This is a genomic window from Pseudomonas alvandae (genome assembly GCF_019141525.1).
Classification (GTDB): domain Bacteria; phylum Pseudomonadota; class Gammaproteobacteria; order Pseudomonadales; family Pseudomonadaceae; genus Aquipseudomonas; species Aquipseudomonas alvandae.
Window position 1 is genome coordinate 588799 of sequence record NZ_CP077080.1, and the last position, 12652, is coordinate 601450.

Genomic DNA, 12652 nt, shown 5'->3' on the forward strand with positions numbered 1-12652 from the left:
CAAGTACGGCTTGAAATGCTTCAAATACTTTCTCATGGACGCAAATCCTGCACCTACTAGATTAGTCCGCTCAATGCAGTGGAGACCTTTGAAAAATGATCGTTCTGAACAGGGAAGTGGGCGAAGCGCTACGACGAGACAAATACGTCAACGTCCGCGGTGGAGACTTCAATCTCTACGGTCATTTCGGCGACTTTGTCCGGCTGACCAAAAGCTGGGAAAACATGGAGCCCGACAGTTATTACGGCCAGGCCGAGTCAGGCATGCGTTTTCGCCGCTACAGCGACTTCGAATACAACCCCGCGACCCGTGAACTCAAGCAGCTCGAACACCGGGCCTACGTCCAGTCCAAGGCCAATAACAGCTATGTCGGCGGATTGGAGCGGCACTTCCAGGACTTTTCCAATGAAGTGATCAACTCGCCCGTGATGCGCAGCCTGATCGACACGGACTTCGAGGTGTACAAGAACGTCCTGCCGCCGGAGTTGCATGATGAAGTCTGGCAGTGCCAGATCCATCAGATCCGCATCGAGATCAAGCCGGGCAAGCAATTGGAAATCACCCCTGAAGGCATTCATTGCGATGGCTACCCGTTCAGCGGCGTGCATTTCTGGGGCCGCCACAATGTGGCGGGCGCGGAAAGTCGTCTGTACAGCGCTCAGGAAGAGCAACTGGCGGCAACCACTTACGAGGATATCCTCGATACGACATTCTTCCTCGACCGCGACATGCGCCACTATGTGACCCCTGCCCGCAACGTCCATAGTCATGAAATGGCGTTCAGGCAGATTCTGGCGATTTCGTTTTCGCGGCCCGGGACCGCTTTCGACATTGTTCGCTGAGCAACTCGAGCCCTTGGATGATTCGGTGCAACAAGTGCTGTTGCGCCGGGCCATGGTCAGGGATGCCGAACGACTGGAGCAGTTCTTTCGCGGTTTTGACGAAGTGTCATTCTGCGAGTGGCAGGATGCCCGGTTCTTGCGTGGGGTGCTGTTGCAGGAAACCACGACCGCCTACATGGCCTTCGATGCCCAGGGTGAGGTCGTGGGTGCGGTGATCGGCGGTATGCTCGGCACGCGTGGAACGATCAACCACCTGGCCGTCAGCCCCAGGCATCGTACCCAAGGCCTCGGGCAACGCCTGGTGGAAGCGGCGTCAGCCGACATGAAACGGGTAGGCGTGCTGCGCATGTTCCTGTTCGTCGACGAAAGCAACCTGGCCGGCAAGCGTTTCTGGGCTGCCCAGGGGTTCTGCGAGCCCCGGGGCGAAATCACTTTCGAGAGGGATTTATGAACAAGACTTCCAGCCAGCCGCTGGCGGTCGAACCACAAGCCTCACGAACCTTTGCTGAAGCCAGTCCGGTGGTAGCAGGTTATTTCACGGTTTCGTTTGTGTTCGGTCTGATGGCAGTCAACGCCGGGTTGCCCTTGTGGCTCCCGGTCGCGATGTGCCTGTTCGTCTACGCAGGCGCCTCGCAATTCGCGGCGCTGGCGTTGATTTCCAGCGGCGCGTCGTTGACCACCATCGTGTTGACCACGTTCCTGATCAATGCCCGTCACATGCTGATGTCGGTCTACATGGCCAAGGCATTGCGTGCGCTGGGGCTCAGTCGTTTCGAGCGCTGGTGCTATGCGGTGGGGCTCACGGACGAGTCGTTCGCCTTTCACAGCGTCAAGCTAGGCAGCGGGGCGCCGGTCAGTGTTCGCTACCTGATCGGTTTCAATTTGTTCTGCCATACATCCTGGGTGCTCGGCGGCTTGCTGGGCGCCATCTGCGCCCAATACGCGGCGCACCTGATCAAGTATCAGCTCGACTACGCCCTGACCGCCATGATGCTCTACGTACTGGTTTCGTTGTGCAACACGCGCAACAAGCTGATCGCGGCGTTGGCGGCAGTCGTCTGCATGGGTGCGCTGAGCCTGGTGGGCAGTTCGCCCTTCAATGTCTTCATCGCCACGTTCGTTGGCTGCGGGGTGGGCGTATGCCTGACCAAACGTTCCTGATCCTGGCCGTTGCGCTGATGATGGCCGTGACCTTCCTGCCACGGGCCCTGCCGCTGCAGGTCAATACCGAAAACTGGCCGCCCTTCGTCGCACGTGCCCTGGAATACCTGCCGGTGGCGATCGTCGCCGCGATCAGCCTGACGCCGTTGCTGATCAAGGATCAGCACATCCAGCTCGACCGCCCCGAGTTCTATGCCGCGATTCCGACGCTGCTATGTGCGTATTTCAGCCGCAACCTGTTTCTCAGCGTAGCGGTGGGGACGGTGGCGTATATCGCGCTCGGCTCGTTCCTGTAGCGTCAGGTCGACCACGTCGTGCAACGCCTGGTCGGACAGTTCGGGATTGTTCACCGCCAGGCGTACTTCAAGGAAATCCTCGAAGTCCGGGAAAATCGCCAAACCGTTGCGAAGCGCCGCGTCGCGGGACACAAGCCCCAAGCCATCAAGCTGGGTGATCAACGACAGCGTCAGCGTTTCGCTGCAGGAATAAACCATTCGCTGGCTTGGCCCATATTCGCCGAGACCCGCGTCGAGAAAGCGAAGAAAGCTGTGGGAATACGGACATTCTTGCGCAGGACGTACCTGGAATTTGTCGCCCAGCAGGCCAAGGGAGTCGTCTTTGTCACCACAGTGGGCGCCAACCACTCGCACCTGTACATCCGGCATCGGAATGCTGGAAAAACCGCTCTGTTGTCCGATCAGGATGGCCAGGTCAAAGTCTTCGTTCTTGAGTTTGCTCAGGTTCTCCATCGATTCGGCGTAGCTGAATTCCAATTGATAATGAGGGAACACAGCGATCAGGCGATCGATCATCCGACGATTGAAATCACCAGGCAGGGTGGTATTGAGCGCCACTTTCAGGCTGCGTTGCCTGGGCGTCTTGAGCGCCGTGACTTTCTCTTCCAATTGCCGAGTGGCCGCAAGGACCTGGTCCATGAAAGGCGTCAGTTCCGAGCCCTGGCTGGTCAACGTGAGGCCTTTGTTCGAGCGCCGGAACAACCTGAACCCGAACTGCTCCTCGACCTTGTTCAACTGCGCCGCCAATGCCTGCACCGTCAGGCACGACTGCTCCGCCGCCGCCGACAACGAACCGGTCTGAACGATGCGCATGAGGTTACGTAAGGTTCTGCTATCCATGAGGTAATGCCCTCTGCTCAAGTGGGCTCGCTATTGTTGTGCACCCGGCCCGGGCCCGGCGGTGCGATGGTGGCTATCATCAAGCACCTTGCCACGGTTGTCGCGGTTTTGTAGCGAAAAGCGCCGGCAGGCGATAACTGGAGCTTATGTGGGATTTGAGTTTTTTGCTGGTTTGGCTTGCAGGTCAGTCTTATCAAAACAATCACGTCGAGATGAATGAGCCGTTACTGGGGCTCTTGTTTGTCCGTTTGCGAATTAAAACTTAAAGTTTATCCATATGTGTACTACTCTCTAGGCATCAGTCAGCAACAAGGGAGCCTAGACTCATGGCGATTTCCTCCGTCAGCCTCAACGCACAGCAACAATTGGATTCCCCGGATGCGGGTCGAGTCGCGTTGAAGTTTTTCTTCAATCTCATGGAGCTGTGGGGTTGCAGCGTCGAACAGCAGCGCACATTGCTGGGCAAAGTAGGAAACACCACCTTCTACAAGTACAAGCAGTTGCCCGATAACGTCAGGCTGCCGCGAGACACCCTCGAGCGCATTTCCTATCTCATGGGAATACACAAGGCGTTGAGCATCATCTTCAGCAACAGCCGGGACCGTGCGTATCAGTGGATCAGCAGTCCTAACACCGCGGCGCCGTTCAATGGCCAGTCGGCGTTGTCCTACATGCTGGCCGGCCGGGTGGTGGACATTGCCGATGTGCGGCGATACCTCGATGGAGTGCGCGGCTAATGACGCCACCTTTGGCGGACCCGCAATGGAAACGGGCCTATCGGATCGTCAACAGTAGTTTTCCGCCGATCACGTTGTTCGAAGATGTGCTCGATCCTGAAGACTTGCCCACGGCCTATGCCCTGGAAGCATTGACCAACGACCGGCTCATGGAAGAAGCCGGCGTGCTCTCCCGAGTGCGTCCCGAAGACCGCGTCTCCGGGCCGGGCTCCTCACCGGTGATGGCGGCATTTACCCACATTGGCAAAAGCAGCCGCTTCAGCGATGGCACCTTCGGCGTTTATTACGCCGCCAGCAGCCAGGAAGCCGCGATTGCCGAGACGTGTTATCACCAGGCTCGGTTCCTGGGGGCCACCAACGAACCGGATCTGGAATTGACGATGCGCACCTACGTCAACCAGGTGGTCAAACCCCTGCACGACATTCGCCACGATTACCCACATTTGCACAACCCCGACCCCGCCGCCTACGGCCCGTCGCAGGTGTTCGCCCGGGACCTGCGTGAAATCTTGTCATGGGGCCTGCTGTACAACAGCGTCCGCCTGCCCGGTCACGAATGTGTGGCCGCGTTCCGCCCGCCGGCGGTATCGATCCCGGTGCAGGGCAAGCATATTCGGTATGTCTGGAGCGCCCAGAAGCGGGAGATTTCGTTTGTGTTCGAGGTGAGCCAGGTTTGAGTGAGCCAGCAACCTGATTCACACCGGGTAACCCGTGGCGAGGGAGCTTGCTCCCGCTGGGCTGCGTAGCAGCCCCGATTGATCAAATCTTGAACTGCTGCACCGAAGCCTGCATCGAACCCGCCGCGTCGTTCAACTGATCCGCCGTTTGCGTCAGGTTATGAATCGAACGGGTGTTCTCCCTGGACTGCTCGGCAATCGACTCCACCCGCTGGGCCATCTCGTCACTGGCTTTGGATTGCTCGGCAATGGTCTGGGAAATCTCTTCCACCACCTCGGCGGCATGCCGGGCGCCGGTGCGGATTTCGCTGATGGACACCCCGGCCTGCTGGGCCAGGTTGACGCCTTCGTCCACGCGGCTGACGCATGCCTGCATGTTCGCCACCGCGTCCCGGGCGCTGGACTGGATGCGCTCGATCATCGCAGTGATTTCCTGGGTGGACTGCGTCGTGCGCGCTGCCAGGTTGCGCACTTCGTCGGCCACTACCGCAAAACCACGGCCCGCCTCACCGGCGCGAGCGGCCTCGATGGCGGCGTTGAGGGCCAGCAAATTGGTTTGCTCGGCGATGCTCTTGATCACCTGGATGATGGAATGAATGTCCTCGGATGACGCGTCCAACGCCGTGATCTTGCTGGACGATTGGTTAACCACCTCGGCGATCCGATTCATGCCTTCCACCACCCCGAGAATCACCTGGCCGCCGCTGCTCGCCAATTGTTCGGATTGCGCCGAAATCGTCCGGGCACTGTCGGCGTGCTGATGGATCTGGCTGATGTTCGCCATCATTTGCTCCATGCTCGCCGCCATGCTGGTGGCGCTCTGGGCCTGCTGGTCGGCGCTGGACACAATCTGCCGCGCCGTATCACCCAGATTCCGCGACGTGCCGTGCAACTCGTCGCTCTGACCGCGAATGGTGGCGATCATCTGCCGCAGATTGGTCTGCATCTGCTCGATCACGCCTTGCAACTGACCCAGCTCATCCTTGCTTTGAGCCCCCATCGAGCGCTGTAGATCGCCTTGGGAAATCGCCTGGGTATTAACGATGATTTTGTTCAGTGGCGTGAGCACCGCCTTGAGCAGGCTCCATGACAACAACGCCAGGGCGACACAGGTCGCCAGTAATGTCACGATCAGCCAGCGCTCCGAGGTCTGAATGCTGCTGTCCTGATGTTCGCGCGATGATTGCGCCTGGTTTTCGATCAGCTCGCTGACCGCCTCGTTGCGTTCTTCCAGTGCTGAAAACGCGCCGTCGAACTCCGCCCGCAGTGCATGGGCATCCTGGGCGCCGCCCAGCGCCTGGTCGATGATCTGCTTGGCTTTACCGATGTAGGTCTCGACTTGCGGTTTGAGTTCGCCAATCGCCTTGGCGATATCCCCTGGCAACTTCGCCTCGGCATTCTCGGCGATGACCTTGCGCATCCGTTGCGTATGCTCATCGAACCCGTCCAACACTTCCTTCGACCCCTGCGCATCCCCCGGCTTCACCAGCAGGGCGGCGAGCACATCGGCACGAATAGCGTCGTGCATCATGTCCGCCTCCATGTGCTTGCGCATGGCCGAAATACTGGTCTCGTTCTGCACCAGGGCCTCGGTCATGGAGTGATAGCCCCACAACCCGATTCCGCCTAGCAGCAGCGCAAAAGAAAGACTGACCAACCCCGAGCCTATGACTTTGGTGCGGATCTTCATCGCTAACTGCTCCTGGAGCGAGATGTCTGGGCAAGTGTAGTCGAGCGCCAGCAGAGCCTTGGGACAGTCCGGGCTCATATTTGAGGCTATCGGCGGGGAGCATGATTAGATGAGGTTGTGGCGAGGGAGCTTGCTCCCGCTGGGCTGCGAAGCAGCTTTTTTCGCAAGCAAACATTCTAGAGTGGATTCACAGAGCCCTTCGCGACGATCTCGTCCCACGCGGTAGGAGTGGGAAACAGCTCGTTCAGGAAACTCACGAACGCCTTGACGTTCGGGCTTCCCCGGCGACTTTCCGGCCACAACGCCGTAATGGAGGAGCGATCAATGGCAAATTGTGGAAACAACGGCGTCAGTTCACCCCGGGCAACATAGGGCGCCGCGACATAGGTCGGTGAAATGCCGATGCCACCGCCAGCGGCGAGCACCGCAGCCACCGCATCGCTGGCGTCGATGACGATGGAGGCGTCGGGCGCGATCTCCACCGTGCGATCCCCCACGCTGAACGGCCAGCGCAGCGCTTGGCCCGAGCTCTGGTAGCGAAAATTCACGCAATCATGGTTGGCCAGGTCGCTCAGTTCCAGCGGCGTGCCGCGTTTGGCCAGATAGGCTGGCGAAGCAAAAGCGCAAATTCGATGGGGACCCAGCGTGCGAGAGATAAGACGGGAATCGGCCAAGTTGCCCACGCGCACGGCCACGTCGATGCCTTGCTCGACGATGTCGGCAAACTGATCGCCCAAGCGCAGGTCGATGGCGAGCTTGGGGTAGCGCTCGCGAAACCTGGGGATCGCCGGCGCCAAAATGTTCAGCCCGATAGGCGGTGGCGCTGTCACTTTCAAGGTGCCGGAGGGTTCAGCGCGCGAGGCCACGGCGGCCTGCTCGATGTCTTCCACCTCCCGCAGAATCCGCAGCGCCCGTTCGTACAGGTCCCGGCCCTCGACGGTGAGGGTCAGCGAGCGGGTGGTGCGACTGAACAGACTCAACCCGAAATGCTGCTCCAGCCGTTGCACGCTTTTGCTGATGGCCGACGGCGACACCGACAAATCACGGGCCGCAGCGGTGTAGCTGCCCAAAGAGGCTGCGCGGGCAAAGGCAATAAGACCGGTCAGGCGGTCCAAACCTATTTGTTCCTTCATGGCATTAGTAAAGCGACTTGCGACCCAATTATCAACGTTGGCTCGAATCTTTAGTCTTTGCCCATCGACGCCATCCAGGCGTTCAAGGAGATAGACCATGAGCCATTCATTCGCCCAACCATTGCCTGCCCAACTGCAGGACCGCACCGTAGTGATATTCGGCGGCACCTCCGGCATCGGTCTTGCCGCCGCGATTCAAGCCAAGGCCGCCGGCGCATCCGTCATCGTGATTGGTTCCAACGCCGAGCGTGCCGAGCAAGCCGCCCTGGAACACGGCCTCGCCGGCTGGCGCGCCGCCGACGTCACCCAAAGCGAAGCCATCTACGCCGCCTTGGCGGACATCCCGCACGTGGACCATCTGGTTCTGTTCGCCGGCACATTCGTGGCGGGCAAAGTGCTGGATGCAGAAATCGACTATCTGCGCCGCGCGTTCGAAGAGCGCATGTGGGCCTCTATCCATGCGATCCGCGCGCTCGGGGATCGCTTGTCCAAGGATGGCTCCGTCACCTTTATCTCAGGCTGCCTGGCCGACCGGCCCAATGCCCATGGCACCGCGGTAATTGCTGCCGCTTCGGCCGCAATGGAAGCACTGGCCCGCGGCCTGGCCCTGGAACTGGCGCCGATTCGCGTCAACACGCTGTCTCCAGGCCCGATCGATACGCCTATCTTCAGCAAAGCCTTGGGCGAGGGGCGCGATGCGTACGTTCGCGCATGGGAACAAGTGCTGCCGCTGCATCGCGTGGGCACTGCCGCTGAGGCAGGCGCGGCTACGGTTTTCTTGATGACCAATACGTTTATGAACGGTGCCACGTTGAATATTGATGGTGGGGCTCGGTTGGTTTGACTCAAACCCGTGGCGAGGGAGCTTGCTCCCGCTGGGCTGCAAAGCAGCCCCTCTTTATCCGCTCAAGCCAATGCTGCCCCATCCAGCGAGCAGCATTGGCCCGCTACCCTTAAGCCGGATGACTCCCCGGCGCCTCCAGCACCTTCACCACGTCATCAATGACGGCCTTGCTCATATCCTGCAAATAATACGAAGCCCAGGCATACCGATCCGTGCCGCGAATCATCGCCGCTTCCTCGGCGAGGACCTTGGCAACGTGAAGCAGGTCGGAAGCGTGGGATAGGGCTTCGCCAATAGGGATGCCGCTGTTGACGCGGAATAGCGGGCGGTCGGAGTGGTAGGAGAAGGGGGTTAGGCCTGGGGTTTTGAGGTCTTGCGGATTTGACATTGTCTGGCTCCTTGACTGTGAGAGCCGCAACCGTCCTTTCCTACGGGATTGGGTGGCGGCCATGCACGGGGTAGGAAAACCGGGAATCAAGGCACCCGGCACACCCGAAGGTGTCCCGCGCACAGCCGCCATAACGCATATCGCAGACACAAAAAAAGCGCCTGCAATAGTAAGCGAGACGCAGCTGATGCGCCTTGATTTACTCGGGTTTCCTACGCCCGGTCGCTGAATTGGCAGCGACGGTTGGAGAGTAGCGGGCGATTGGGTAGGGTGCAATCGTGGCGCGATGCTGGCGGGGGCTTTTCAACCGCTAGAAACAACAAAGCCCTCCCATTTCTGCGAGGGCTTTGTTTTGTATGGTGGCACCAGACAGACGGTTTCATGCTGCAAGGACACGGGATTCGCGGGGCTGGAATTTGATGGATTTTCGGGCGTACCTCCAAGGGTCGCTATAAATAAATCAGCTAGTTATGGCGTTTGGTGGAATCGAATCGGGAAGTATCTAAACCGGGTGTCCTTATAGCGCACCAAAAATCGAGAAGGAGGCCGAAGCGGCCTCCCCCCTTCTCCCTCTACCTCTCAGAAGTCAAAGGACAACTGTCCCGGCGGGCTACGGAAGTGATCGGTAACGTTTTCCCAGCGGCCGAAGCGGAAGCGCGGATAGCGACGGACGTAGACCGATTTGACGCGATTTGCCGGCGAGCGGCGGTACTGTCTGGATGCCATAGTGGCAGATCTCCTGTAGCTGTGTGGTGGCTGGAGAACTGCTCTTGGCTGGCCGGCTACGACAAGCTTCCTTGCCACAGGCTGACACAGCTGATAGATTCCGAGCGCTAACCTGAAATCTGCAGAGCAGAGCAATGGCGCCAACCATCGCTTTTGGTTTTGTGTAAGGTCACTGAAGCGCCAACTTCAGTGGCCTTTTTCATTCGGGGTTACCCCTCGGGCTTAGTCATCCCCTCTATTCATCTTCAACTGCAAGCCGCTTTTCGACTTTTCTGAGCATCGCTTTCACGATGAGAAGGTCTTCCTCTTCGTTGATGACTATGAGCGAGTCCATCCCTGGACCCATTATCCGTACTGTGAATTTCCCCTCGAGCTCCGGCTCTCTGTGCCGATTATGTTCGAGGATCGGCTGGTTATTGACTGCTGGAGCGGAGTGGGTGGCCGATGTGGCGCTAGGCAGCGCTACTGTTTTTTCGATGGGCGCTGACTGTTCGCTGTCATCACCATTTTTTCCATTTTCGATCACTTCATTTGCTGCGTTTGGATGGGAACTGGACAGGACATTGTCCTCTCCCAGTAGGCCGCATTGTTTCGCACCTTCGAGAAAGTAGCCTTCAACTCGAGAGGCGAACTGGTCAGGTACCCCAAACTCTCTGATCAAGAGCTTCTCGAAATGGGCCACGGGGAGCGTTTTGCTCTGGAATCGATCGTGAATAGCTCTGAAGAGAGGAGGCGAGAGAAAGGCCTTCATTCGGGCTTGCTTACCCTCGTCCTCGTCATATGCAAGCGCTATATCACGAAAAAGTTGGGTAACCTTCAGTTGCCCCAATTTGTTGGTAATCAGTGAATACTTAACTGCGGCTCCAATTAAGCCTTTGAACGCTCCACTTGTATGCTGCTTGTTAAGCTTGTCTCCCGCCAAAGCTGAACTGCATTCGCCCCCAAGGTCGTTTACGGCTTGGGCGACTGCCAAACAGCTCTTTAGAGACGCCCTAGGGTAATCAATTTGCTTAGGCATGACCTGAGCCTCCTCTAGTGATGGCTGGATGGTAATTGAGCGGCCTTTGTTGCGCAAGAACTAGGAGCACTAGATTTGTGCTTTTATTTCTATCGGCGTGGCTTTTGACCTTTCGCTGCTTGCGGGTCCTGTTCGCGAGGGTAGTCTGCGGATTTTTGAGGGGCTGATAGTTGACGTCGCCGGCAGACTAAAGGCCCGTAGGCGCAAGGCGAAGGAACCTTAAGAGCCCCAATATGGACGATGTTGGAGCCCGTCTATGTGCTAGGCGCACATTAAACGACTGCCGCACCTGCGCGCGTTCTTTAGCCTGCGGTACCACTTGGTGGCTCCGTCCAGTGATTGTGCTGCATGGCTCAACTGCCGAGGAAGCCGAAAATCATGCCCTCACGCTGTCCCTTGTCAGTTTCCTCTACCAATGATTTTCAAGCCCTATGCAGCCTATGGAAACCTGTGGTTTTCCACAGACAGTTGCGTGGGCTTTAGATTTTTTAAGTGAGGTCCAGTCCATCCAAGCAGAGCGGCTTTGCAGCCCTGTTTGGATGGCCCCGCGCGGCAGAGCAGATTGCGAGAGTCTTACGGATGTACGCTTACTTTACTGCGGTACTTTAAAAGCCAAAGCAGTGTTAGCACCGTCGGCCAAAACAATGTGTTGAGAACGTCGTGAGCGCTTGCCTGCCAGCGCCAGTATCCGAAGCTTCCAATATCGTCTCGCCGATCTACCCATTCGCCTGCACACGCAATGATAAAAACAACCAGCCAGCCAAGGTATGGCCTGAATCGTCGGGTGCCTACGGTCAACGTTAAATAGACCGCCATGCCCAAATAGATATGCAGCGCGTCTTTTGACAGTCCGGTTGCCGACACAATGGCGAGCTTGATGCTTTGTGCGGTTGAGATATCCATATCAATTCCTCCTCTCTGCGCCATTGCCAGACTTACGCTAGACCCCATTGCTGCTGAGCTTTCCAGCCATTTGGAAAACCCATCAGTCTCGAATACTCCAACTCTTGCTGATCCATGATTTCGGCTAGGCGAAGCTTCCACTGGCTGTCTGGACTGATCAAGTCGGTTAGGTAGGCCAGCATCGTCAACACGATGTATAGCCGCTGTTTGGGCTGAGGCCGGTCGGCGGGAGCCATTGGGATGACCCACTCTTTAGGTAAGGAGGGTCGAATCGAGAGCTCTCGGTTCCATAACCGTGAGTGGTGGGCACAGCAGTTGCGAATGAAGGTCAACGTATGTAGCCAAGAGGCCAATACTTCGAAGGGCAGGCTGAACCGGGTGGCGATAGCTTTCTTGTCGGCGCTTTTGCCTATGGCATTGAAGAGGGTGGAGACCGTCCCAAGGCTGAGTTCTTCCAGGACTGCCCAAGCGGGTGGCAGCTCAGGGTGGGCATAAGTTGCACCGTAATATCGGAAATAATTGTCACGCATGCGGTTTTCGATCCGCTGTTGCTGAAGCCCATCGGCTTGTCGTCCCTTTCTGATGCGGTCGATATCACGTCTGAGTTTGCTGCGCTCCTTATTCATTTGCTCCCGCAATGGGCGCAGCAGATCGGGGTGTGAGTAAGAGGAGGAGAAGACGGACGCGTCAGCTATCCAGTCAGGCCCATACTTCGGGCACATATGATTGCTGATTGTCGCTCGTATGGCGACTTCGACACGTTCGATAGCATCCATGGTGATGCGCCGCAATGAACCATCGAAGCGGTAGATGTCGACGATTGCCTTCAGTGTGCTGCCGGGCTTGAAAGTATGTTCGGGGCCTGGCTCTTGAAAGGGGCGCATGTAGGGACTCAGGCGAAACAGCGTGACCACTTCGAGAAAACGCATGGCCCGGTCATCGTTGGCGATGTGCAAGCCTCGTTGTTTTAGCAGTTCCAATTGCTGTTCTACGCTGAGGGCCGGTTTGTCGAAGGGCCTCATGTAATTTTCTCCAGGCAAAAAAAACCCGCACGATTTGAGCTTGCTGACTGGGTCAACCTAGGCTTGGCGGGTGTGTTGGGGTGCATTATAGGTACGCGTTAGAGACCGTCAACGTTGCACTGACGTGAAATTGTAACGAGCAGACGGTCGAGCAACGCTGGCTGTCGATGCTGATAAGGCGGTGCTGGCCTTCATCCAGCTTTCAGGAGATTTGAATCTTTCCATAAACAACAAAGCCCCCACATTTCTGCGAGGGCTTCGTTTTGTATGGTGCCGGCACCAGGAGTCGAACCCGGGACCTACTGATTACAAGTCAGTTGCTCTACCAACTGAGCTATACCGGCGTGTGGGCGACGATTATAGCGATTGGGAAGT

The 12652-nt window shown here is 57.7% G+C and carries 15 protein-coding genes and 1 tRNA gene; 7 read left to right on the forward strand and 9 right to left on the reverse strand.

Annotated elements, in window-relative coordinates; genetic code table 11:
* Positions 1-95 precede the first annotated feature (95 nt).
* The 4 genes from KSS97_RS02565 to KSS97_RS02580 all read left to right on the forward strand — a co-directional run bounded on the left by KSS97_RS02565 (position 96) and on the right by KSS97_RS02580 (position 2299).
* A complete protein-coding gene (locus tag KSS97_RS02565; RefSeq protein WP_030141513.1) occupies positions 96-842 on the forward strand; it encodes a 2OG-Fe dioxygenase family protein in 747 nt (248 codons plus the stop codon).
* A 73-nt stretch (positions 843-915) separates the two neighbouring features.
* The gene (locus tag KSS97_RS02570; RefSeq protein WP_030141512.1) at positions 916-1293 is read left to right on the forward strand and encodes a GNAT family N-acetyltransferase; all 378 of its coding nucleotides are present in this window, start codon (positions 916-918) and stop codon (positions 1291-1293) included.
* Positions 1290-2003: an AzlC family ABC transporter permease gene (locus tag KSS97_RS02575; RefSeq protein WP_030141511.1), complete on the forward strand. Its 714-nt coding sequence runs from the start codon at positions 1290-1292 to the stop codon at positions 2001-2003. The genes KSS97_RS02570 and KSS97_RS02575 overlap by 4 nt, the downstream gene beginning before the upstream one ends.
* Positions 1982-2299, forward strand: a complete 318-nt coding sequence (locus KSS97_RS02580; RefSeq protein ID WP_217861024.1) for an AzlD domain-containing protein — start codon at positions 1982-1984, stop codon at positions 2297-2299. The genes KSS97_RS02575 and KSS97_RS02580 overlap by 22 nt, the downstream gene beginning before the upstream one ends.
* Here KSS97_RS02580 and KSS97_RS02585 read toward each other — a convergent pair.
* Positions 2216-3139, reverse strand: coding sequence for a LysR family transcriptional regulator (locus KSS97_RS02585; RefSeq protein WP_217861025.1), 924 nt, complete (start codon positions 3137-3139; stop codon positions 2216-2218). The two genes, KSS97_RS02580 and KSS97_RS02585, sit on opposite strands and share 84 nt — an antisense overlap.
* A gap of 326 nt (positions 3140-3465) precedes the next feature.
* Here KSS97_RS02585 and KSS97_RS02590 point away from each other — a divergent pair, with 326 nt between their 5' ends.
* Both KSS97_RS02590 and KSS97_RS02595 read left to right on the forward strand, forming a co-directional pair.
* Positions 3466-3876 carry an MbcA/ParS/Xre antitoxin family protein gene (locus KSS97_RS02590; protein WP_198797068.1) on the forward strand — a complete coding sequence of 137 codons (411 nt, stop codon included), beginning with the start codon at positions 3466-3468 and terminating at the stop codon, positions 3874-3876.
* Entirely contained in the window at positions 3876-4553 is a 678-nt protein-coding gene (locus KSS97_RS02595) for an RES family NAD+ phosphorylase (protein ID WP_217861026.1), read from the forward strand. Before KSS97_RS02590 ends, KSS97_RS02595 begins: the two co-directional genes overlap by 1 nt.
* Positions 4554-4635: 82 nt before the next feature.
* Here KSS97_RS02595 and KSS97_RS02600 read toward each other — a convergent pair whose 3' ends face one another.
* Together KSS97_RS02600 and KSS97_RS02605 are read right to left on the reverse strand one after the other, a co-directional pair.
* Entirely contained in the window at positions 4636-6243 is a 1608-nt protein-coding gene (locus KSS97_RS02600; protein WP_217861027.1) for a methyl-accepting chemotaxis protein, read from the reverse strand.
* A 176-nt stretch (positions 6244-6419) separates the two neighbouring features.
* On the reverse strand, positions 6420-7376 hold the full coding sequence (locus tag KSS97_RS02605) for a LysR family transcriptional regulator (RefSeq protein ID WP_217861956.1): 957 nt from the start codon (positions 7374-7376) through the stop codon (positions 6420-6422).
* Between the two features lie 97 nt (positions 7377-7473).
* On the opposite strand from KSS97_RS02605, the gene KSS97_RS02610 reads away from it, so the two are divergent.
* Positions 7474-8220 carry an SDR family oxidoreductase gene (locus tag KSS97_RS02610; RefSeq protein ID WP_217861028.1) on the forward strand — a complete coding sequence of 249 codons (747 nt, stop codon included), beginning with the start codon at positions 7474-7476 and terminating at the stop codon, positions 8218-8220.
* Between the two features lie 109 nt (positions 8221-8329).
* On the opposite strand, the gene KSS97_RS02615 is transcribed toward KSS97_RS02610, so the two are convergent.
* The 6 genes from KSS97_RS02615 to KSS97_RS02640 form a co-directional block, all read right to left on the reverse strand.
* On the reverse strand, positions 8330-8608 hold the full coding sequence (locus KSS97_RS02615) for a DUF3077 domain-containing protein (RefSeq protein WP_217861029.1): 279 nt from the start codon (positions 8606-8608) through the stop codon (positions 8330-8332).
* 579 nt (positions 8609-9187) lie between these two features.
* Complete coding sequence (locus KSS97_RS02620; RefSeq protein ID WP_217861030.1) at positions 9188-9334, reverse strand: hypothetical protein; 147 nt, start codon at positions 9332-9334, stop codon at positions 9188-9190.
* A gap of 235 nt (positions 9335-9569) precedes the next feature.
* Complete coding sequence (locus KSS97_RS02625; RefSeq protein WP_217861031.1) at positions 9570-10352, reverse strand: hypothetical protein; 783 nt, start codon at positions 10350-10352, stop codon at positions 9570-9572.
* Between the two features lie 573 nt (positions 10353-10925).
* On the reverse strand, positions 10926-11255 hold the full coding sequence (locus KSS97_RS02630) for a hypothetical protein (RefSeq protein WP_217861032.1): 330 nt from the start codon (positions 11253-11255) through the stop codon (positions 10926-10928).
* A 32-nt stretch (positions 11256-11287) separates the two neighbouring features.
* Positions 11288-12277 carry an Abi family protein gene (locus KSS97_RS02635; RefSeq protein WP_217861039.1) on the reverse strand — a complete coding sequence of 330 codons (990 nt, stop codon included), beginning with the start codon at positions 12275-12277 and terminating at the stop codon, positions 11288-11290.
* 268 nt (positions 12278-12545) lie between these two features.
* Positions 12546-12621, reverse strand: a tRNA-Thr gene (locus tag KSS97_RS02640).
* Positions 12622-12652 lie beyond the last annotated feature (31 nt).

Excerpts from the sequence above, each read along its gene's own strand:
- KSS97_RS02615 (WP_217861029.1), bottom strand. The coding sequence starts at position 8,608 with ATGTCAAATCCGCAAGACCTCAAAACCCCAGGCCTAACCCCCTTCTCC.
- KSS97_RS02575 (WP_030141511.1), top strand. The coding sequence starts at position 1,290 with ATGAACAAGACTTCCAGCCAGCCGCTGGCGGTCGAACCACAAGCCTCA.
- KSS97_RS02630 (WP_217861032.1), bottom strand. The coding sequence starts at position 11,255 with ATGGATATCTCAACCGCACAAAGCATCAAGCTCGCCATTGTGTCGGCA.
- KSS97_RS02600 (WP_217861027.1), bottom strand. The coding sequence starts at position 6,243 with ATGAAGATCCGCACCAAAGTCATAGGCTCGGGGTTGGTCAGTCTTTCT.
- KSS97_RS02565 (WP_030141513.1), top strand. The coding sequence starts at position 96 with ATGATCGTTCTGAACAGGGAAGTGGGCGAAGCGCTACGACGAGACAAA.
- KSS97_RS02580 (WP_217861024.1), top strand. The coding sequence starts at position 1,982 with ATGCCTGACCAAACGTTCCTGATCCTGGCCGTTGCGCTGATGATGGCC.
- KSS97_RS02620 (WP_217861030.1), bottom strand. The coding sequence starts at position 9,334 with ATGGCATCCAGACAGTACCGCCGCTCGCCGGCAAATCGCGTCAAATCG.
- KSS97_RS02610 (WP_217861028.1), top strand. The coding sequence starts at position 7,474 with ATGAGCCATTCATTCGCCCAACCATTGCCTGCCCAACTGCAGGACCGC.
- KSS97_RS02595 (WP_217861026.1), top strand. The coding sequence starts at position 3,876 with ATGACGCCACCTTTGGCGGACCCGCAATGGAAACGGGCCTATCGGATC.
- KSS97_RS02625 (WP_217861031.1), bottom strand. The coding sequence starts at position 10,352 with ATGCCTAAGCAAATTGATTACCCTAGGGCGTCTCTAAAGAGCTGTTTG.
- KSS97_RS02590 (WP_198797068.1), top strand. The coding sequence starts at position 3,466 with ATGGCGATTTCCTCCGTCAGCCTCAACGCACAGCAACAATTGGATTCC.
- KSS97_RS02635 (WP_217861039.1), bottom strand. The coding sequence starts at position 12,277 with ATGAGGCCCTTCGACAAACCGGCCCTCAGCGTAGAACAGCAATTGGAA.
- KSS97_RS02585 (WP_217861025.1), bottom strand. The coding sequence starts at position 3,139 with ATGGATAGCAGAACCTTACGTAACCTCATGCGCATCGTTCAGACCGGT.
- KSS97_RS02605 (WP_217861956.1), bottom strand. The coding sequence starts at position 7,376 with ATGAAGGAACAAATAGGTTTGGACCGCCTGACCGGTCTTATTGCCTTT.